This is a genomic window from Roseiflexus castenholzii DSM 13941 (genome assembly GCF_000017805.1).
Classification (GTDB): domain Bacteria; phylum Chloroflexota; class Chloroflexia; order Chloroflexales; family Roseiflexaceae; genus Roseiflexus; species Roseiflexus castenholzii.
The window spans coordinates 5,400,222-5,420,705 of record NC_009767.1; the positions used below are offsets into that span (position 1 = coordinate 5,400,222).

Below are 20,484 nucleotides of genomic sequence, written 5' to 3' on the forward strand. Positions count from 1 at the left end.
GCGGATGGTTGGCGCCGCTTCGTGGAGATTCGCGCGCTACGTCGATACCATCACGACGGCGCGCAGCGCGAAACACGCGACGAGCAGCGAGCAGGGCTGCGAGAGTGCGTGTTTGTCAGCGCTCTCTGTGCCTCCGTTGGTCAAAGCAGCGGGCGCGAGAAGGCGGCGGTCGCCCATCATCGGACGAACGCCCGTGTTGGATATCAGAGAGAAACGCTATGACCCTGACACTTCGTGAACGGCAGAAGCAGGCGCTCCGCGAGGAGATCATGAGCGCCGCCCAGGAACTGGTGGCGGAAAAGGGCTACAGCGCCATGTCCATGGACGAACTGGCAGCCCGTGTTGGCATCTCCAAACCCACGCTCTATGCCCATTTCGCCACCAAGGAAGAACTGGTCGTCGAAGCGGCGACGCGCGAGATGCAGCAGATGGTCGCACTGATCGAGTCGCAGGCTGAGCGTTCGCCAATGGAGCAGTTGCGTTTCATTATGCGCCAGATCCTCCAGCGCCAGGTGCAGATGCACACATTGGGCATCGGTCCCTGGCCCGAAATCTTTCGGTTGCTCTGCGCCAATGATGAAGCATTCCGATACATTCGGCGCGTTAGCGACGATATTGTGGCATTAGTGCAACGGGGCATCGCGCAGGGCGAGATCGATCCGGCGCTCGACCCTGAGGCGGTCGTGCGCGCTTTTTTCGGTCTGGCGAGCGCGCTACACAAATGGCACATCGCAGCGCCTAGCCCGATTGATCCGCAACGCGCCGCCGACAGCCTGGTAGAAATCTTCGTGCGAGGCGTGCGCCGCAAAGAGCAGGTTGATAGTTCTTGAACTGTGTTTATCCGCATTCGTCCGGTGACCATCGAGACGTGCCATATTTCCAGCAACGCGGCGTGGACGTTGCCCTCTGCGAATTGACTGCCGCCGAAGATGCGGATGGTCACTATCAGGCGATCCGTGGTCTGTCACGTAATCTGTGCATCGGAAGAACAAACAACGAAGCAATCTCCTCACACGTGAGGAGATTGCTTCACTTTGCGCGCAATGACGCGGAATGATCGTTCCGGCGGACCTTTAGCGGCGGCGACGCGCGGTGACCCGCGCGGGAACAGGGCGCTCCTGGAGACGCAGCGCGGCGCGGCGAGACGCGAAGATCATCAGGGCAATTACAGAAGCGATGAGCAGTGCGGTCATTGTGGGTTCCTCCTTCAGGAATGAGCATCGGTCAAGCGCCGTGCCGCAGTTCTTCTGACAGGCAGTATAGCAGTGCGCCAACCCGCCGTCTATAGGTGAAATATCCTATTATGCATCAGTACATCGGCTGATGACAGGATGGTATGTTGTGATACGCGAGAATGGCACGAGAGGATGTCAGAGCACTCGCGCAGACCCTTTCCCGGCATATCGATCAATGCGCCACCTCGCGGGAGCATACTCATACCAATGACGATTGAAGATGCCGCATGCTTGTCATGCCGAGCCCAGCGAGGAATCTGAGCGGGTCGCGCCAGACCCCTCGCACTGCTCGGGGTGACCATGCCGGATGGTCACAGGTCATTGGTATCAGTCACCATGCTGGTGCGCTTCCAGGGATGCATCGCGCCGTCACCAGAGTACACGTAGCAGATAATCCACGAAGAGCGCGAAGACGCACGAAGCCTTGCCACCTTCCCACTTGCGCGGTAAAACCTGCCACCGGCCATGCGCAACGGACAATGCGCACCACACAGCCGGGCGCTCCAGCGACGCACCCCTACCCTCTCCCACCATCGAACGCCTTGCGCACCACCGCCAGTTTGTCCGGGTCACGGACGACGGCGCTCAGGTCGAACAGCAGCACCCCCTGATCGGACGAGGCGCGCGCAATCTCCAGCGCACGCCGAAGATTCGCCGCCGAAAGCGATCCGGGCGCGTCGATGGTCTGGATGATGGGCAGGATATCTGCGCAACTCCGCGTGCGCATCTCTTCGACAACGTCGGCGATCCATGTGGGTGATTGACCGCAGAGACGATGATAGACCATCGGGCTGATAACATCGACGCGCCTGCCGAGCAGCGCCACATCCTGTCCGACAATGGCGCGAATGGCGGCATTATGGTCGGACAATCGCCATGGGAGCGCGAACAAACCCAGGCGCAGGTCGGGACGCTGCGTTCTGAGAAAATCGCGGATGTCCTGAACGAACCTGGCGATCCGCTGGCATTTCCATTCAATCCAGGTGTCGAGATGTTCGTACAGAATGGAGCGTATCACCGTCGTCCGTTCATCGACGACGTATTCGCGCAGCGGATGCGCAAAGAAGAGGGCAAGGCACTGGTCACAGAAGCATGTCTGCACCAGGTTCGGCTGCGGAACTTCCCAGCGTAGCGGGTAGCGCACGAAATCGAGCCAGATGCCATGAACCGCATCGTCGTATCGTTCCAGCATGCTGCGCAAATTGGCAAAACGATGGGCACGGACACGCGCGTTGTTTGGGCAGAGCGGAACGTACCACTCGTCTGCTCCCATCACGCTGCCATACTCATCAACCGGGGCACTGTCGGGAAAACTCACGCGCAGGTCGGCGCCGGCAAACAACGGCAGATCGACGTAGACCGTCGTGCTCCGCTGCTGCAAACGCTCAAGGAGCGCATCCGTGAGCGCATGGACTGGAAGCACGACGCTGCTGGCGCCACTCTGGACGAATGCGTTCCATTCCGCATCGAGATGCGCCGGTGATGGCGACCAGTAGAAGCCATGGATTGGGGGCATGCGGGTCTGAGAACTGAGAACTGAGAACTGGGGGTCAAGGGCTTGCCTTAGCCTTTCGCCTTCCCTTCTCACGTTTTCTGCATTTTCCACCTTATTCTTCACGCTTCACGGCATTCAAACCGTTGTGTCTTCGCACCTGTGTGCGATCAAAAACGTGCGACATTCAACCCGTCCAATTCCGGGGGCGCCGGCGCCCCCGTCCACCGCCCACAAGGGTTCATTGCATCCATATCGATCAGGGCGAAGCCCTCAAGAGTCAGGGACGTTCCCACCGATAACGTTCAACGGATCACGGTTAGACCGGCAACGGCGCATCGTCCGCCAATGCAGCATCGTTGGCGTCCGCATCGTCGATCAGGTCGATGGAGGAACGAGCGAAACGCAATGCTGCGGCGCGCGCCCGCCCATCGCGCTCCTCTGCCAGCGACCAGGCAGCATGGGAGACCAGCAGCGCCAGTTCCAGGCTGCGTCCAATGGTAAGCGCCAGGCGACGCGCCCCGCGTTCCAGGCGCTCACGGTCGCGCGTTTCACTGAACCAGCGATAGGCATGGTCGAGCGCCGCGCGCGCGCGGAAGCCGGCCGCTGCAAGATCGCTATCACTACTGCCTGACGTCAGTTCGGCCGCCAGGTCCCTGATCGCGTCCCAGGTTCCCGGTTGCGCCAGCGCGCGCAGCGTATCGAGCGCGAGCACATTGGTCGTGCCTTCCCAGATCGGGAGCACGTGCGCATCACGCAGCAGCGCCGGCAGACCGGTGTCCTCCACATAGCCGGCGCCGCCGAAGGCTTCGATCACTTCGCTCATCACATCAACCGCCTGCCGTCCCGTTGTCAACTTCGTGATCGACGTCAGAACGCGCAATAAATGCTGCTGGCGTTTGTCGGCGGTTCCTGCTTCTTCAGCGCCAAGCAATCCGGCGGTCAGAAAACTCAGGTGGAAGGCGCCCTCGAATTCCGCCTGCAATGTCGCCAGGGTTTCGGTGTGGAGCGGTTGCCGGTTGAGTGGCGCCTCGAACGCAACCCGCCGACGAGCATAATCGCGCGCCAGAGCGATACCGCGCCGCATGAACGAGACGGCTGAGACGCTATTCCAGATACGAGTAACCTGAAGCATCGGCACAATCGCGCGCACTCCACCATTCAGTGCACCAACCAGGCGTGCCGGAGTTCCTTCCAGACTCAACTCGGCGGTTGGCACCTTGCGGGTTCCAAGTTTGTCTTTCAAGCGGTTGACGCGAATCCCCTGCAAGCGCCCTTCTTCGTCACGCAGTTCGATGTAGAAGAGCGCCAGTCCGCGGCTGCCTGACGGGTTCCCTTCGGGACGGGCAAGCGCCAGCGCCATCTGCCCGGTCGTTGCCGAGGTAAACCACTTTCTGCCGAACAACCGCCAGACGCCATCAAAACCGGGGCGAGCAATCGTTTCCGTGCGACTGACATCCGAACCGCCGGGCAACTCGGTCATCCACTGCCCGCTCGTCCAGCACCGATCCGGGTCACGACTCGTCAACCGTGGCAAGGCGCGGTCGATCAGGGCTGCATCGCCTGCCTGAACCAGGGTGCGTGCCGCGCCATCGCTCATCGCCAGTGGACAGGTATACACATCGGTCGAAGGGTGGAACAGGTACACGAGCGCAAACTGGACCACTCGCGACAGGGCGCCATAAGTGCGCTCATAGGGCAGCGCAACCAGCCCATATTCGGCGGCGAGGCGCGCAGCGCGCTTCCAGAGTGGTGAGACCTCGATATGGTCGATACGTTCGCCCCAGGCATCCCACTGCGTCAACACCGGCTCATTGAGGCGGTCCGCGAGGTGCAGGCGATAGAGTTCGCCACCTGCCAGTTCACCCATCGCCATCATATCGGGTTCGACCTGCGCCAGCACATCGCGCGGCAGCGTGCGCTGCAAGAATGACCGGAGCACCCGGTCGTCAGTATACTGATTCCCCAGCGTCGGGGACGGCTGATGAAACAACTCCATCATTGCAGTTCCATTTCTTGTACGCCGATCCGTAGCATCCATTATACAAACTCTGCACCGACTGCGATTACGCTGACTCCACGCGCCATCGCCGGAGCGCACGGGCGGCGCGTCCACACAAGACACTTCAAGGGCGGACAGCACGCCTGATCAGAGAAGGCATGCATGGCGTTGGGATGCGCCGTTTTTTCCTCCCCCCCCCCCCCCCCGCCCCGCTCCCGCGCGCGGGAGCGGGGCGACCGGTGCTGCGCGCGCATTCGTCCCCCGGTAGACGTGCCGGTGTGCGCGCGGGTGTTCGGTCCGCCCTTAAACGCAAGACACCCGGACGCGCGCCATCGCCGGAACGGGCGGAACGCCCCCGCGCAAGACACCCCGGTTCAGCGAGACGCCATGCGCTGACACTTATGGAAGCTATTCTCCTGCCGACTCCTCTCTTCGGGGGATACCCCCGAACCCCTGTTTTAGATGACTGTAGCATTGTTGACTTCGATAAACACGGACCTGCCACATTCCTTTCGTGTGTGAGGTACAATGTCCTTGAACATGCCGCGCCTGCCAAAGGAATTGCAGCGACAAACCAGGAGAAGAGCGTATGTCTCATCCGGCATATCTCGAACTCTACGAACAGGGTGTGTTGCAGAAACGCGCAGCAGTTGCGCGCGAACGGCTGGCGTCCTGCACCCTCTGCCCACTGGCATGTCGCGCTGACCGGCTGAACGGTGAGGCAGGCGAGTGTCGCATCGGGAGGGAGGTCATCGTAGCATCCTATGGTCCGCATTTTGGTGAGGAAGACGTACTGCGCGGATGGCGCGGCTCTGGAACGGTGTTCTTCAGTGGCTGCAACCTGCGCTGTGTGTACTGCCAGAACTACGACATCAGCCAATTCGCTGGCGGCTATGCCGTCGATGCAGCACAACTGGCGGAGATCTTTCTCGAGGTACAGCGAGAAGGGTGCCATAACCTCAATCTGGTCACCCCATCCCATGTTGTCGCGCAGATCCTCGATGCGCTGGCAATCGCCGTCCCACGCGGATTGCGCCTGCCCATCGTGTACAACACCTCCGGGTATGACTCGGTTGCGGCGCTCAGGCTCCTCGACGGCGTGGTGGACATCTACATGCCGGATGTCAAGTACAGCGACTCGGCGATCGGGCAGCAGTATTCAGGCATTCCGCACTACTGGGAAGTCGTGCGCCCGGCGCTACGCGAAATGCACCGGCAGGTCGGCGACCTGCGCATCGAGCGCGGTCTGGCGATGCGCGGGTTACTCATCCGTCATCTCGTGCTTCCGGGACGACTCGCAGGTTCGCAGGAGGCGCTGCGCTTCATCGCTGAGGATATTTCGCGCAATGCGTGGATCAATCTGATGGACCAGTACCACCCGTCATACCGGGCATACGATTACCCTGAACTGGCGCGGCGGATCACGACCGACGAATACGCCGAAGTCGTCGCTTACGCCCGCTCGCTGGGACTGCACCGCGGTATTCCGCTGGACACGCGACGATGAGCAGCGACAGTTACGACATTATGCGACGCGCAGTGGTCGAGGCGCTTGGCGCGCGTCCCACGCCTGAACGCCGCCGGCAGATCGCGGCTGAACTGCGCGCACTGGCGGAACAACAGGAGCGCATGGCAAAACGCGCCGAGGCGCAACGCCTGCCCGACGTAACCGAGCGACGTGCGGCACACACCGCCGGAATGTACATCCGCATCCGCTACGAAACCGACCCTCACACCGGCGCGCGGCGCACCCGTCTTCTCTTCGGCAAACAGGTCTGGTTCGACCTTGGCAGCCCGGAACGAGTCGTCATTCAGCGCGTCGGCTCAGAAATCTGGATTGTTGAGTCGAAAGGCGAAAGCGGTCTTCACGTCGAAACCGACATCGGGCTGCCGGGATGCATCGTTCCCGACGGCACACCGCTCGACCGATTGGCGCCGGGACGGTACTCCGCCTCGCTGCGCGCCGGGGCATTGATCATCGGCGCGCAGGAAGAGAAGTAAAGAGCAGAGACGACAGTCGTAGCATCCGTGCAATGGCGAAACGAAGGGAAAACACCATGACCCTGCCCGATTACGAATATCGCGGACTGATGGCGGAGGCGTGGGATTTGTTGCGCGGCGACACGTCGCATTGGGCGGATCGGTTCTTCTTTCTCGATCTTATCCATCGCTACGGTCAGCCAGCGCTCGATGTCGGCTGCGGCACGGGGCGCCTGCTGCTCGACTATCTGGCACAGGGGATCGACATCGACGGCGTGGACAACTCCCCGGAGATGCTGGCAATCTGTCGTCGCAAAGGAGAAGCAATGGGGTTGACGCCGACGGTTTATGAGCAGTATATCGAGCACCTGGCATTACCGCGTCGCTACCGAACAATCATTGTGCCGTCCAGTTCGCTGCAACTGGTCGTCGATCCATGGGCAGCGCAGGAAGCGATGCGTCGTCTTGTGGCGCATCTGGAACCGGGAGGGGCGCTTTGCGCATCGATCATGACCCTGTGGCGCCACGGCGATCCGCTGGAGTCGACCTTCGAGCAATCGGCGCAACGTCCCGACGGCGCCACAATCCGCAGAGTTTCGCGCACTCGCTACGACCCCGCAACCGCCTGCGAGGACTCGGAGGACCGCTATCAGGTCATTGTCGATGGCGTAGTCATCGCCGAGGAATATTACAGCCGCGCACCGGCTGTGCGTTCATACACGCAGGAACAGGTGCGCACTCTCTTCGAACAGGCAGGGCTGGTGGAGGTGCGCCTGTTTCATGAATTCACCTTCGACCCGGCGGCGCTCGACGATACATTATTCACCGTTGTCGGAGTAACCGTGTAGCCGAAAGCCATTGACAAAAAAAGAGGCAAAGTTTATATTTTTGAGCAAGTATTCGTCATTCATCACTCTCCGCAGCAGCACATCAGAAAGGAGGCATCTCAGAAAGTGCGGATGCATATCTAACGTCACTCGTCCACCATGCGCTGTACTGGCCATTGATCACCGCGGAGATTCCCATGTCTTATCACATCCCTATTCGGCGCAAAATGCCTCGTGATGGTTCAGATCATAGCATCGCCTCTTCCCTAAAGATAATCCATGGCGCGGACGATCAATCAGGCGAACACCTGTTAGATACTCCGACGCAAACGCTGCCGGCATTCAACGACCGGCTTCCCGGTCACACGTTTCACCAGATTCGCATTCATGCCGGGCACAACGCCCCAGAGAGCGGTTCGGCGCCTGGTGCTGCGCCGCCCGCTTTCAGGGCGCCCCCCATTACTCCCGTTCAGGCGCCAGGTCTGGCGCGTTCCCTCGCCACACCGGTTCGGACGAGCAGTGTGACTCCGATGGTGCAACGGAAGCCTCCCGTCGGCACAGCGCAATCGATTGCAAATGGGCACGCCTTTACCAAGCACGTCCAGACGCAGCGAGAGTTCCCGGAAATCTCAAGTGTCGGCGATTTCGCCACGCTGATCGAGACTATCATTAACAGTCCCGCCGAACACAAAGTCTTGAGCAACGGTCGCGAGGCATTTTGGGATGGCAAAGACACTGTCGTCATTTATAATCCCAAGGCTGGCGACAAAGGCACCTGTTTCAGACCCACCGCCGGCAAGAGGTATTTCGACAATCTCGCATAGAGCGAAAGGATGCCATACATGCAGACGCTTACCGTTCACCGCGATGGATTGGATGTCCGCCTGTCACTCGACGAATTGATAGCGATCAACAATGCGCTCAACGAAGCAACCAACGCGCTGGACATCGAGGAATTCGAGACGCGCATGGGGGTTTCCCATGAGTTTGCGCTCGATCTGTTGCGTCAGATTCACGCGGCAATCGGGTTGATCCCGCAGGATGAATGATGCTGGCGTTAGATACATGCGTTCCCCCGCAACACCTCCGTGATGCACGGGATGCAAACCGGCGCCAGCGCAGGCAAGAAAGTTGCACGCTCCAGGCGGCAGACGGGAAGGTGGACGGGCAAGAAGTGGCGGTTCTCAGTTCTCAGATCAGCGATCATCCCCCAACATCATCCGAGGCAACAAACCCGCTCACATTGATCGCCACCAATTGAGCCGGGTCCGGCTCGGCGCGCACGTCGATGAGCGCCAGCCACTTAACCCACACAAACCCGCGTTCGCCGGGAGCGACGAGGCGGGCAGGCGCGCCGTGCCCGTGGCTGAGCGGTTCGCCGCCAACCCGCACTGCGATCAACGTCTCGCGCGCCTGTTCCAGCGGCAGGCTCCAGCGATAGCCTGTGACCGACACAAACCGCACCCAGCGCGCCTCCGGCAGCACCCCGGCGCGGTCGAGCAGCGCGCCGACCCGTGTGCCGCGCCAATGCTGCGTGGTGTAGAAGCCGCCAGTGCAATCGAGCGTTGCCGTCAGTTCATCGCGCGCATCGAGTTCATCGTGGCTGACGGCGAATGACTCGCTAACCAGACCGGTCACGCGCAAACGCCAGGTCGCCACGTCCAGCGGCGCAGGGCGATCCGCCATCCAACTGACGATTGGAAATCCATTACCGCTGAAACTGGCGACCTCACGTGAACCGGTGAAGCGCCGTTGCGCTCCCGGCAGCCCCAATGTACCAATGAGACGCTCCTGAAGGGGCCAGATCAACGCTGCCCCTAGCGCAAATGCCCCTGCGCGCAGCGCCTGCCGTCGCGAACGGTCTTCCGTGCGGAGCGGTTTTGCGCGAACAACCATGTGCGCTGAAAGAAGCACGGTCAACACCAGACCGAACAGAATATGCCAGTTAAGCAGATTGTAGCCGAGCACAACGATGCCGCCGCCGCTCACCCAGGCAATGCCGCAGACAAGCGTGAGAAGCGCCAGCGCCGTGGTTGCCAGCCCAGCCCAGGCGCGGGGAGACCGAATTCCGGGCAGCAGACGGTTGCGAACGCGCACAAGTTTGGGGATCAGAAGCAGAAACGTCAGATAACCGGTCGCGCCATGGAGCGCAAACACCCACCATCCTTCAACTTGCCCGGTGGTTAACGTCCAGAGACCGGTCGCAAACGCAGCGCCGGTTGCCAGCGCCAGGCTCCAGTCTGTTGTGCGTGGTCGCATCGATCATTCATTCAATGGAATGCGCGCCCATGCCGCATCGACCTGCGCGCGGGTAGCGTCGAGCGCGCCGCTGTTATCGATAACTACGTCTGCCTGCGCAATTCGGCTTTCTTGCGGCGGCTGCGCGGCAATGCGCATTCGAGCCTCGGATTCGCTCATGCCGCGTGTCCCCATCAGGCGGCGCAGTTGCTGATCTGGCGTACACGTCACCACCCACACCGCGTCACACACCGGTTTCCAACCGGCTTCCAGCAGTTTGACCGCATCGATGACCGCAACGCGCGCATGCGTTGCGACATCATCGAGCCACGCCAGAATGCGCGCATGCACCGCAGGATGCACGATCTGTTCCAGGCGTTGCAATGCCTGTGGATCCGAGAAGACCATCGCGCCCAGTCGCTGCCGGTCGATCGGTCCGCCTGGTTCAACCAGGATCGCATCGCCGAACGTTTCGACAATCAGCCGATACACCGGTTCACCTGGTTGCTGCACCTGGCGGGTCACCTGATCGGCGTCGATCACTGCCGCACCATGGTCCTCGAGCATTGCCAGCACCGTACTTTTACCGCAAGCGATATTACCGGTCAAGCCAATCAGGTACACCCCTTTGTACGGCATACGTCTCGCCTCTCAGCGCTCGACCACCGCTGTTTCGAATTCGACATATTCCTGTTTGATCAATGCATCCTCGGAGACGCCAAAGCGACGCAACAGTTCGCCAATGAGTTCGACCTTATGCTCGGCGTCCTTACGGCTCCAGGTGCGGCTCTTGATCTCCAGGTACGGTCCGGGACGCGCGTGCCCGATCAGCGTATCGAGATTGACAGCGAAATCGGCGTCGCGGTACTGAATGCGCCAGCGGCGGCGGCGCTTTTCGATCTCGACGATCCGATCCGGCTGGAAGTATTCACGGTAGAAGCGCAACGTGCGATCAGCAAGCGCCGTATAGCGCGCCCGTCCGAAGAGCACTGCCATCCGATACTCTCCCCGCTGCGCGGGAGCCATAAGGGTGATCGTGTACTTTGGTTCGACGCGTGCGCCAGGATCAGTCCGGTGGTCTTCCCGGATACGGATGCGCCCACGTTCCTCATCGTCCCACAGAAAGTAGGTGTCGTACTGCGTGCGTTCGCTCGCCTTGGTGATCGTGATGTCCGATTCGTGCAACGCCTGAATAACGCGCTCGGCGGTTTGCGGATCGATGAGCGCCTTCGCCTGAACCTCGAAAATCTCGGATTGCTGCACGCCGCCGATTGCCAGGATTTTGTCGAGCAGGTTATCCTCGCGAGCCGCCAGAAAGACATCGATCCGGTTGGCGATTGCCTGCGCGCGCCGTAACACATCGTCTTCATCGATGGTCAACAGTTGCTGGTTGCGCAGGAGGAAGCGACCGTCCACCAGCACATCGCGCACATCCGCCGAGCGAGCGCCATAGACCAGGTGTGAGTAGAGCGCATCGGGCGCGTAGTGATAGCGAGGCGCGGAATGCAACCGTCCCAGCGCGACGACCGCAATATCGGCGCGTTTTCCCGGTTCGAGCGAGCCGATCAGGTGATCGAGATGAATGGCGCGCGCCCCGGACGATGTAGCCAGCGCCAGCGCATCGTGCGCCGGAACCGCCGTCGGGTCGCCGCTCACTCCTTTCGGCAACAGCGCAGCCAGGTGAATTTCGGTGAACATATCCTGATCATCGTTGGAGGCAGGACCATCAGTGCCCAATCCGACGCGCAGGCTGGCTTCAATAAAGCGGCGGAGAGGCGCAATGCCGCTCGCAAGTTTCAGGTTCGACGAAGGGCAGGGCACAACTCCAACGTGTCCTTCCTTGAGCAAGCGGATATCGTCTTCCGTCGCATGGACGCAGTGCGCGGCAATGCACTTGCCATCGAACGCGCCAACCCGTTTGGCATAGCGGATCGGCGTCACCTCACGCTCGCGGCGACTCTCCTCGACTTCGCGTTCGGTCTCGGAGAGGTGAGTGACGAGCGGCACACCATAGCGGCGGCAGAGCGCTGCGGCCTCGCGATAGATCGTATCGGTGCAGGTATAGGGCGCGTGAGGCGCGATAGTCGGAATAATACGCTCATGCCCATGCCACTGCTCAATGAACGCGCGCGCCCGCTCCAACCCCTCATCGAACGAAGCGGCATCGGGAGTGGGAAGGCGCATTACTGTTTGCCCGCAGATCGCGCGCATCCCAGCCAGATCGGCAGCGCGCGCCACTTCCTCCTCGAAATAGTACATATCCACAAACGTCGTCGTCCCGCCCCGGATCATCTCGGCGCACGAGAGTTGTGTGCCGGTGAAAACGAACTCGGGATCGACAAAGCGGCTTTCGACTGGGAACATGTAGCCGAACAGCCAGACATCGAGCTGCTGATCGGCAACCAGACCGCGCAACAGGCTCATCGGCACATGCGCGTGGGCATTGATCAGACCGGGAATAATGGCGCACCCCTGGCAATCGAGCGTTTCGCCGGCGGTAAAGCGCGCAGTCAGGTCTTCGGACGAACCGACCGCAACGATCTCATTGCCGCGTACCGCCACCGCACCATCGAGAAAAATGCGCCCTGCGGCGTCCATGGTCACCACAGCGCCGTGGATGAGTAGAAGGTCAACGGTTTCCATGTACACTCCTTACTCACGTGCAAGTCGCAACGCTGACGATAATCGAGCCTCGAGCGCCTGTGTGATATTCTGAAGCTCCACTCGTGGATCGGCTTGTAGTCCCAAACATCGCGCGACGCCTGCTGTGTCTGTGCTCCATGTTGAACTCAGGGTGATACCAAATGATTGCCTGTCCGGGTCTCTACTCATGTGATACACGTGAAACCGCAGCGAGTCACTCATAACAGGCGGATTATGAAGGTGGTCGAAGGTAAACTGCTGCTTCATGTAATTGAATAACCTGTCTTGAAGGACCAAAACTATCTTCTTGCCGATATACTCGAAGGTCTGCACCTTGTATTACCTGCCGTAAAGCGCGTAGGACAAATGATAACAGGATCTTGTTGATCTCCATAAATAACCGTACAAGACCCGATTGAGATCAAAGGGTCGCTTTTACGGACCTTATAACACTTCTTTCCAAGAAATGGACACTTTTGCTCTGACACGATATTCTGCCAATCGATACCCTTCTGACCGGCAGAATATCCAAAAAGCTCCGCTACCCGACTCATAACAATGTTTGACACCGTTGCAATGCTATTTCGAGATAGCTCTGCGAAATATCAATACCTATCGATCTCCGCCCCAGATCACGCGCCGCCAGGAGTGTGGTTCCTGTTCCGCAAAACGGGTCAAGAACCACGCCATATTCTGGACAGGTGGACAGGATAGGGATTCGACAGAGATCGACAGGATACGGTGCAAAATGCACATCTCGCCGTTGCGTATCCTCAGGGAGAATGTCCCACACATCCCCGGGCTTGCTGCCGTGAGGATGGTAGCGTAAAAAATAGAATCCTTTCTCCTTCAGCTCACGCGCTCGTCCCGACACACGCTCGCGATCGGAATGGGTAGCCCTCTGCTGTCCGCGAATGATCATCCGGAAATCGGATATTTTACCGGCAGCGACATCTTCCAGCATTTTGTTCAATTCCCTGAGCGCTTCCTGCTTCTCTTCGTTAGAAAGAGCGGTTGAAAGTTCGATCTGACGGCGATAACGCACCCCAGAAACTCCTGTCGCCGATATGACCGAGCCGTTCACAACTCGGGATTGCCGTGGTTTTGAGCGAATTGCGTCGACGTTGTAGTAGTATTTCGGTTGTTTCACAAAATGAAACAGATATTCATGAACATTTCCTAATCGGTTCTTTGCGGTATCCATACCACTTTTGACCTTATTCCAGATCACACTATTGCGCAAGATCCATCCCTGATGATCGGTCAGTGCGAGCGCCACACGCCAGGGAATGCCGAGCAGGTGCATATGATGATAGGTATCGCCAAGGTTGAGCCAGAATGATCCTTCAGGTTTCAGCACCCGCTTGATGAGAGAACATATCTGTGTGAGATGACGGATGTACTCACGATGGTCATCCTCCATCCCAATACCGCCATCGTCGTATTCACGCTTCCCCCAGTACGGAGGAGAGGTCATCACCATATCGATACTCGCTTCTGGCAATTGCTCCAAAACGGTCTGCGCGTCGCCGAGCAGCAGGAGCGGTTGCAGCCGTGTGTCGCACAGATAGGCGTCAACCCTGGCGCGGTGATGAGTCTCGACAATCGTTGATCGCCACTGATCGGGTGTAACGAATGCTTGCGGCTTTGTGGCTGCGTCCATACGGCTTTTACCCTCCCTCCGCCGATGTCGGCGCATTCGCCGGGGATGCCGCCGGCTGCGACGGACGGCGCGCATAGAGCAGCATCTGCACCTGATCGACCGGCGTCAGCGACGACTGACCTGGGAGAAAGACGCCATCGCAGCGGTGGCAATAGTGGAGTTGCTGCCAGCGTTCACTGGCTTGATGCCAGGCAGTAAACGCCCGGCGGAAAAAGCGGCTTGCCCGCGCCTGTCGCCAGACGAACATGGCATGCACCCCCACAAAGACGAACAGGAAGGTAATAATTCCGGTGAACACCGACGTATCGCGCACGCCGAACAGCAGACCGGTGCGTGGCGCCATCGAGGTCAGTTCGGTCAACCCCGTGGCAAGAATAGCGGCGCTGATGCTGACCATCGTGGCAAAGAACGACGTAGCGCAGCCCAAGACAGCAGCGGGACGTGGCGAGCGGGGCGCGGCGAGTTTCTGCGCCAACGGCGACCCTGGTTCATCCTGAACCAGGTTGCTGACACGGCGCACCATATCGTTCTGCCCACACTGAGGACAGACCGGCGGAGGAGCAGGATTGGCAGTCATAGATTCGGACACCGTTCCTCTCAATCGCGCGGCGATAACGGCAGCAATCGCCGTTGTTCATATTCGTCGCGAGTGATGAACGCGCCGCCCTCAATCACGCGATTGATCTCGCGCCGACGCGCATCATACTCGATCTCAGCGCGCATCAAGCGGAAGCAGCGCGAGTCCATAATCTCCTTGATCAGCCGGTAGCCGGCGAGATCATCACCGTCGCCATACTCCGGTATCAAATCGTTGCGCGGATCGACGCGCACATGCACCACCGCGCGACAGCGCCCACACTCAACATACAGATGGATCGCGCCGTCGTGCTCACGATTGCTCGCGTCGCCGCCAAACAGTCGTCGCAGGAAATTCATCTCGAATACCATGCCTGGTCGCGTCTCTCCGGCAAGTATACCACGGGCGCAACATCATTCGGCGTTAATAACTCGCCCTTCGGCGGCGCGCACCAGGCGGTCGCGAACGGCGAGGCGCAATCCTTCCCGACCGGGATCGCGCACCAGGATCAGATCGACGCCGATACGTTCGATTTCGCGCAATGCTGCAAACAGGCGTTGCGCCACCTGCCCGGGATTGGCCGCAGAACCAAGCGCTACAATCCGCACCGGGAGATCAGCCAGCTCCGCCACGTCTTCGTCGAACGCCAGCATACCAACCTGCTTTCCTGCATCAAGAGCCATCAGCACCTCGCTGCGAATGCGCGCCAGTGCTGCTTCACGCTCACCCGCCACCACGATCAATGGGGCATCGGGAGCGTAGTGCCGCAGCAACATCCCCGGCGCCGGCGCCGCTTCGTCGCCAACAGACAGATAGCGCGGCTCAACGATCAATTCAGGCAACAGTTCCCGCAGCGCCGCAACCGTCACCCCGCCAGGGCGCAGCAGCCTGGGGGGATCGGTGGTCAGATCGACCACGCTCGACTCAATGCCGACCAGCGTGGGACCGCCATCGAGCACCAGATCAATGCACCCTGCCAGGTCATCGAGCACATGCACCGCCGTCGTCGGACTTGGGCGACTGAAGCGGTTGGCGCTCGGCGCTGCAATCGGTACGCCAGCGGCAGCGATCAACGCCAGCGCCACCGGGTGAGCCGGCATACGCACAGCAACCGTGGCGCGCCCGGCGGAGAGATTGGCAGGTACGATAGGACGCCGCCACACCACAAGTGTGAGTGGTCCGGGCCAGAAACGCTGTGCCAGCACACGCGCAACCGGCGGTATGTCGCGCGCAAGCATGTCGAGTTGCCGGAGATCGGCGATGTGCGCAATGATCGGGTCGGTTGCCGGGCGCCCCTTGGCGCGAAAAATGCGCGTCACCGCCCGCTCATCGAGCGCATTGGCGCCCAAACCATAGACCGTTTCGGTGGGAAACGCCACCAACCCGCCTGACTCGATCACCGCAGCGGCTTCAGCGATGATCCGCGGATCGGGAGCAGACGGATCGACGACCAGAACGCGGGTTGCGACGACATTGCTCACTTCAGTTCGTGATACCCACGACGGTAGTAAATGAGCGGCGACCCTTCGCGGATCTCCGCATTCTGCACTTCACCAACAAAGATCGAGTGATCCCCGCCGGGAAACGTATCGGTCAACCGGCACTCGAACGCCGCCAGTGTATCATCGAGGATAGGCAACCCCAACTGGCCGAAATGCCAGGCGATACCCATAAACTTGTCAATTTCCGGCGTTGCAAAGCGGCGCGATAGATACTCCTGATGCTTTTCGAGAATATTAACCGCATAGCGTTCGGCAGCGGCAATCGCGTCGTGCGCCCGGACGTTTTTATCAATACAGATCAGCACCAGCGGCGGGCGTAATGAGAGGGAGCAGAAGGAACTGACCGTCAACCCGAATAGCCGCCCTTTGTATTCGGTCGTCACCACCGTCACGCCACTGGCGAAATGACCCATCAACTGGCGAAAACGAGATTCATCGACTGGCATGGATGCTCCATTGTGTCACGAGAACTCCTCCTAATTATACGGGGCTGCGTCTGCTGCGGTTCACAATCCCGCTGCGGATTTTCACGATGCAGACTTTTGGACCTGCAACACGAACGTCTGGCATCCCGACACCTTTTTGTCTTCACCCCTCCGCCGCTTTTCGACTGGAAAGTAGCGAGGAGAAGTCTGGGCATTCTGATGCCACCCGCAACCTTCGCACCTCGCACCTATACCGGGCAGATCAGATTAAACGGACACGTATCACACTGTGGACCGAACAACGGCTCCCAATGTCGCGCGCGCATGGCTTCCAGCAGACGATCGATCTTTTCTGTGTGGTTCGCCAATACCTGTGCGCGGGGCGTAGCGCGGCGCACGTCACCGGTTCCGGTGTAGGCAATGACGATCTCATCAGGTGGATCGGGCGTCTCCTGGCGCGCCAGAGCGTACAGCATCACCCGCTCTGCCAGGTGATCGTCATTGCGCGGCATCCCTGGACGCACCCATACCCAGCGCGTCACGCCGTCCTGCATGTCCTCACGATCGATCCGCACCTCAATCGTCCCGGCAGGTCGTCGCACGATTACCCGCCGGTCCACACACTCGGGCGAGAGCCGTCCGGTGCGCAGATCGTCCCACACGGTCCGTGCGTGCCGGAGCGCCTCGGCAGCGTAGTCATCGGCGTAGAGTACACTATCGAGTTCATAGCGTTGCAACTGACCGAACACCAGGGTGCGCAGCCCGGCTTCATCAGCAGGAAGAGCATCCCTGCGCGCCTGTTCCGTCAGAATTTTGGCGCATTCGCGGATCGTCTGATGCATGCGCAAAAAGGGCGACAGGTCATCGTACAACTGGTAGACATACTGGTAGAGGAAGCGCCGTTTGCAACCGTCGAGGTCGATACTCGAAGCAGGCAGCGGCATGCGCGGCAGTGGCGTGTCTTGCAGACGCATGTCGGGCGTTGGCACAGGGCAGTTCACTGCACTTTCGATGAATCGCACGCGCCATGGAGCGCCGTTCCCCTGACCGTCACCGGGAAGCAGCGACGAGCGCTCCGCCGATTTCGCGCCATCGCCGCACGTTAGCGACCGGCTCAGCACCAACCGGTCGCGCGCGCGGGTCATCGCCACATAGAGCAGGTAGCGTTCCTCCTGCTCTTCACTCTCGATTGGACCGCGAATGAGACCGGCGGGCAATGGGATGCCGCGCTGATTGCCACGCACCGGGAATCGCCCTTCCTGCAATCCCGGAACGTACACGATCGGAAACTCCAGCCCTTTCGCGGCATGCACCGTCATCACCCGCACCGCGTCCACCTGCCCGCCGATCGATGATCGTGGCCGCACGCCAGCGGCGCGCAGGGCGCGAATGTAGTCGATGAAATGCGATGCATCACATTCATCCGGCGCTGCCGCGCGCACAAAGTTGCGCGCAATGGCAAGCAGTTGACCAAGCGCCGCAAGTTCGCGCTGCGCCCGGATATGTCCCTGTGCAGCGTGGATCAACCGCGCGCGCATCGCCCGACTGTGCCGGAACAGGTATGCAGTCAACACCTGCCAGGCGTCTCCTTCGCCTTCCAGCGCTTCCACAATTATCCGAATCCGCGCGAGCGTTTGCTGAGCCGCCTCGCTGAGACAGGCGATGATTTGCGGGTCGCGCGCGGCGCGCGGCAGCGCCTGCTGGCTTCGTCGCGCCAGATCGACCAACCGGTTGAGATCGGCAGGGTCGAGCCGATGTTCGGGCATCGTCAGCGCGCGCAACAACCCGGCGCTATTGGTTGCACCAACCTGAGCGCAGACTGCCAGGGCATCCTTGACGCCGGGTGTATCGAACACGTCGTTGATGTAATCGACGGGAATGCCGTGCGTTTCAAGCACAGCAGCAACCGCGCCTGCCTGCTCGTGGGTGCGGCAGAGGATGGCATGATCACCAAAACGCCACTGGCGGGTCGAAAGCGGGGGACGGCGCGCCACTCGCCGCATCGTTCCAGAGCGCGGCATCCGACACCGCGCCGCGCAGCCCGATGCCAACCAGCGATTGCGCAGTCGCACCCGGCGCAGAATATCACGGGCAAGAGCGGCATATTCATCCTGGCTGCGCGGCGCAGCCCACTCAACGACCGTGTGCGCCCCACCGCCGTTGCGCTGTGCCACAAGCGGAGGTCGTTCGGCGGCGCGCGGATCGCCAGACATCACGGCAGCGCCGGCGTCGAGGATCGGTTGCAGCGAACGATAGTTGCGCGTCAGGTAGAAGATACGCGCATTCGGATAATACCGTGGAAATTCGTCGAGGTTCGCGGCGGAAGCGCCACGAAAGCGGTAAATGCTCTGCCACGCATCGCCGACTGCCCACACCCGCCCACGCCCGCCATCGAGCAACCGGATGAGTTCACCCGACGCATAGTTGATGTCCTGAAACTCGTCAACGAGCAGGTAGTGGTAGCGCCGGCGGAGATCGGCGGCGATTGCCGGATGGTCGCGCAACGCCTGCGCCGGCAGAACAATCAGATCGCCATAATCGAGTGCGCCCGCTTCGCGCAGCATGGCTTCGTAGCGTGGATAGACCTGCGCCAATTCACGCAGAGCGGCAGCCTGTCGCGCAGCGCGTTCGCGCGCTTCGATCGCTTTGCGGGTCGCGCCGGGATAATCCCGTTCCGCTGCTGCGATCAGGCGTTGCGCTTCCACGTCCGCCAGACGCGAAAACTCATCAGGCGACCACAGTTCATCCTTGATACGACTGATTGCCTGAATAATCGTCAACAGATGCCGGGTCGGTTCGCGCACATCTTTGAAATACGCCAGACGCAGATCGTTCAGGCGTTTCGACAGTAGGATGAAGAGATCGGCAGTATCGAGCAAACGCGCATCAACCGGCAGCCCGAGGCGTGCTCCGTAGATCCGCAGCACATTCAAGCCCCATGAGTGAAACGTGCTGATCTCGATGCGCCCGACAAGACGCGGCGCCTCGTGTCGAAGCGCCGCAACGATCCGCTCACGCATCTCTTCCGCCGCCCGGTTCGAGAATGTCAGCGCCAGAATAGACGCCGGATCGACCCCCTGACGCACCAGCGACACATACTTCGCCACAATGCTGCGCGTCTTGCCGGTGCCAGGTCCTGCGGCGAGCAACAGCGGCAGCGGCGCATCGACCGCCGCCTGCTGCTCCTGGTCGAGAATACATAAAGTGGTGCGCGCGTTAACCGACGCTTCCGGCGACACCGGCGGTTCGAGGAGGCAGACATTCGCCAACTGCGCGCAAAGGGCATCGGACGAAACAGCGAAGTGCGCCGCCAGGGTTTCGATGCTCCAATCCGGTTGTTGCACCGCCTGCCAGATATCCTCCGCCGGCGCCAGCAGTTCGAGCGCAAAAAGGTTCGCCTCTCGTTCGCGCCGCTCGCGCGTGTTGTAGGTGCGCACTGCCGTCTCATCGGCGTCCTCACCAACCGCGCGCTCATCGAGCGTATCGTCGGTGTCGCGGAAGGGACCGGCAGTCAATCCTTCGAGCGCCACGTGACCAATTTCATGCGCCACTACAAAGCGCTGGCGGGTCGGCGGAAGATCGCGCCGCACCCGAATGACCTGAAGTTCCGGCTCGACCTTTCCCTGAATGCCCGCAGCGAGCGTCATCGTCGGAACAACGGTCAACCCCCAAAGGGTCTCCGCCAGATCGTCAAGCGGAAGCGGATGAGCCGGCGCGCCACCGCTGCGCTCCAGGTAGGATCGGCGAATATCGCGTGCGAATGCGCGAATGTGTTGTGAATGGACGCTCATAGCCGCCGCTCACAATGATCTATCCGATTGCGAATCCGTAAGGGTAGACCTGCGCATCGGGGAGCGAGAAGCAACACCGTATCAAACACGCGCACGCAAAGGCACAAAA

17 protein-coding genes are annotated in these 20,484 nt (G+C 60.5%); 6 read left to right on the forward strand and 11 right to left on the reverse strand.

Annotated elements, in window-relative coordinates:
- The first annotated feature begins 218 nt into the window (after window positions 1–218).
- The gene (locus RCAS_RS21640; RefSeq protein WP_012122623.1) at window positions 219–830 is read left to right on the forward strand and encodes a TetR/AcrR family transcriptional regulator; all 612 of its coding nucleotides are present in this window, start codon (window positions 219–221) and stop codon (window positions 828–830) included.
- A 922-nt stretch (window positions 831–1,752) separates the two neighbouring features.
- Here RCAS_RS21640 and RCAS_RS21645 read toward each other — a convergent pair.
- A complete protein-coding gene (locus tag RCAS_RS21645) occupies window positions 1,753–2,751 on the reverse strand; it encodes a glycoside hydrolase family 10 protein (protein ID WP_012122624.1) in 999 nt (332 codons plus the stop codon).
- 295 nt (window positions 2,752–3,046) lie between these two features.
- Window positions 3,047–4,729 carry an acyl-CoA dehydrogenase family protein gene (locus RCAS_RS21650; RefSeq protein ID WP_157042734.1) on the reverse strand — a complete coding sequence of 561 codons (1,683 nt, stop codon included), beginning with the start codon at window positions 4,727–4,729 and terminating at the stop codon, window positions 3,047–3,049.
- A gap of 589 nt (window positions 4,730–5,318) precedes the next feature.
- Here RCAS_RS21650 and RCAS_RS21655 point away from each other — a divergent pair.
- The 5 genes from RCAS_RS21655 (at window position 5,319) to RCAS_RS21675 (ending at window position 8,585) form a co-directional block, all read left to right on the forward strand.
- Window positions 5,319–6,236 carry a radical SAM protein gene (locus RCAS_RS21655; protein ID WP_012122626.1) on the forward strand — a complete coding sequence of 306 codons (918 nt, stop codon included), beginning with the start codon at window positions 5,319–5,321 and terminating at the stop codon, window positions 6,234–6,236.
- Window positions 6,233–6,730, forward strand: coding sequence for a 5-formyltetrahydrofolate cyclo-ligase family protein (locus RCAS_RS21660; protein WP_012122627.1), 498 nt, complete (start codon window positions 6,233–6,235; stop codon window positions 6,728–6,730). The genes RCAS_RS21655 and RCAS_RS21660 overlap by 4 nt, the downstream gene beginning before the upstream one ends.
- A 56-nt stretch (window positions 6,731–6,786) precedes the next feature.
- Entirely contained in the window at window positions 6,787–7,557 is a 771-nt protein-coding gene (locus RCAS_RS21665) for a class I SAM-dependent methyltransferase (protein WP_012122628.1), read from the forward strand.
- Window positions 7,558–7,733: 176 nt separating this feature from the next.
- Window positions 7,734–8,360, forward strand: coding sequence for a hypothetical protein (locus RCAS_RS25420; protein ID WP_157042735.1), 627 nt, complete (start codon window positions 7,734–7,736; stop codon window positions 8,358–8,360).
- Between the two features lie 18 nt (window positions 8,361–8,378).
- Window positions 8,379–8,585 (forward strand): hypothetical protein, encoded by a 207-nt coding sequence (locus RCAS_RS21675; RefSeq protein WP_012122630.1) that lies wholly within the window; start codon window positions 8,379–8,381, stop codon window positions 8,583–8,585.
- Between the two features lie 154 nt (window positions 8,586–8,739).
- On the opposite strand, the gene RCAS_RS21680 is transcribed toward RCAS_RS21675, so the two are convergent.
- The 9 genes from RCAS_RS21680 to RCAS_RS21725 all read right to left on the reverse strand — a co-directional run bounded on the left by RCAS_RS21680 (window position 8,740) and on the right by RCAS_RS21725 (window position 20,375).
- The gene (locus tag RCAS_RS21680; RefSeq protein ID WP_012122631.1) at window positions 8,740–9,795 is read right to left on the reverse strand and encodes a molybdopterin-dependent oxidoreductase; all 1,056 of its coding nucleotides are present in this window, start codon (window positions 9,793–9,795) and stop codon (window positions 8,740–8,742) included.
- Between the two features lie 3 nt (window positions 9,796–9,798).
- Window positions 9,799–10,413: a dephospho-CoA kinase gene (coaE, locus tag RCAS_RS21685; RefSeq protein ID WP_012122632.1), complete on the reverse strand. Its 615-nt coding sequence runs from the start codon at window positions 10,411–10,413 to the stop codon at window positions 9,799–9,801.
- Window positions 10,414–10,425: 12 nt separating this feature from the next.
- Window positions 10,426–12,417 (reverse strand): amidohydrolase family protein, encoded by a 1,992-nt coding sequence (locus tag RCAS_RS21690; protein ID WP_012122633.1) that lies wholly within the window; start codon window positions 12,415–12,417, stop codon window positions 10,426–10,428.
- Window positions 12,418–12,967: 550 nt separating this feature from the next.
- Complete coding sequence (locus RCAS_RS21700) at window positions 12,968–14,080, reverse strand: DNA-methyltransferase (RefSeq protein ID WP_012122634.1); 1,113 nt, start codon at window positions 14,078–14,080, stop codon at window positions 12,968–12,970.
- A 7-nt stretch (window positions 14,081–14,087) separates the two neighbouring features.
- On the reverse strand, window positions 14,088–14,669 hold the full coding sequence (locus tag RCAS_RS21705; protein WP_232280094.1) for a hypothetical protein: 582 nt from the start codon (window positions 14,667–14,669) through the stop codon (window positions 14,088–14,090).
- Between the two features lie 8 nt (window positions 14,670–14,677).
- On the reverse strand, window positions 14,678–15,016 hold the full coding sequence (locus RCAS_RS21710; protein ID WP_041332253.1) for a hypothetical protein: 339 nt from the start codon (window positions 15,014–15,016) through the stop codon (window positions 14,678–14,680).
- A gap of 54 nt (window positions 15,017–15,070) precedes the next feature.
- Window positions 15,071–16,138 carry an L-threonylcarbamoyladenylate synthase gene (locus RCAS_RS21715; RefSeq protein WP_012122637.1) on the reverse strand — a complete coding sequence of 356 codons (1,068 nt, stop codon included), beginning with the start codon at window positions 16,136–16,138 and terminating at the stop codon, window positions 15,071–15,073.
- A complete protein-coding gene (locus RCAS_RS21720; RefSeq protein WP_012122638.1) occupies window positions 16,135–16,605 on the reverse strand; it encodes a flavin reductase family protein in 471 nt (156 codons plus the stop codon). The genes RCAS_RS21715 and RCAS_RS21720 overlap by 4 nt, the downstream gene beginning before the upstream one ends.
- Window positions 16,606–16,832: 227 nt before the next feature.
- Complete coding sequence (locus RCAS_RS21725) at window positions 16,833–20,375, reverse strand: UvrD-helicase domain-containing protein (protein ID WP_012122639.1); 3,543 nt, start codon at window positions 20,373–20,375, stop codon at window positions 16,833–16,835.
- Window positions 20,376–20,484 lie beyond the last annotated feature (109 nt).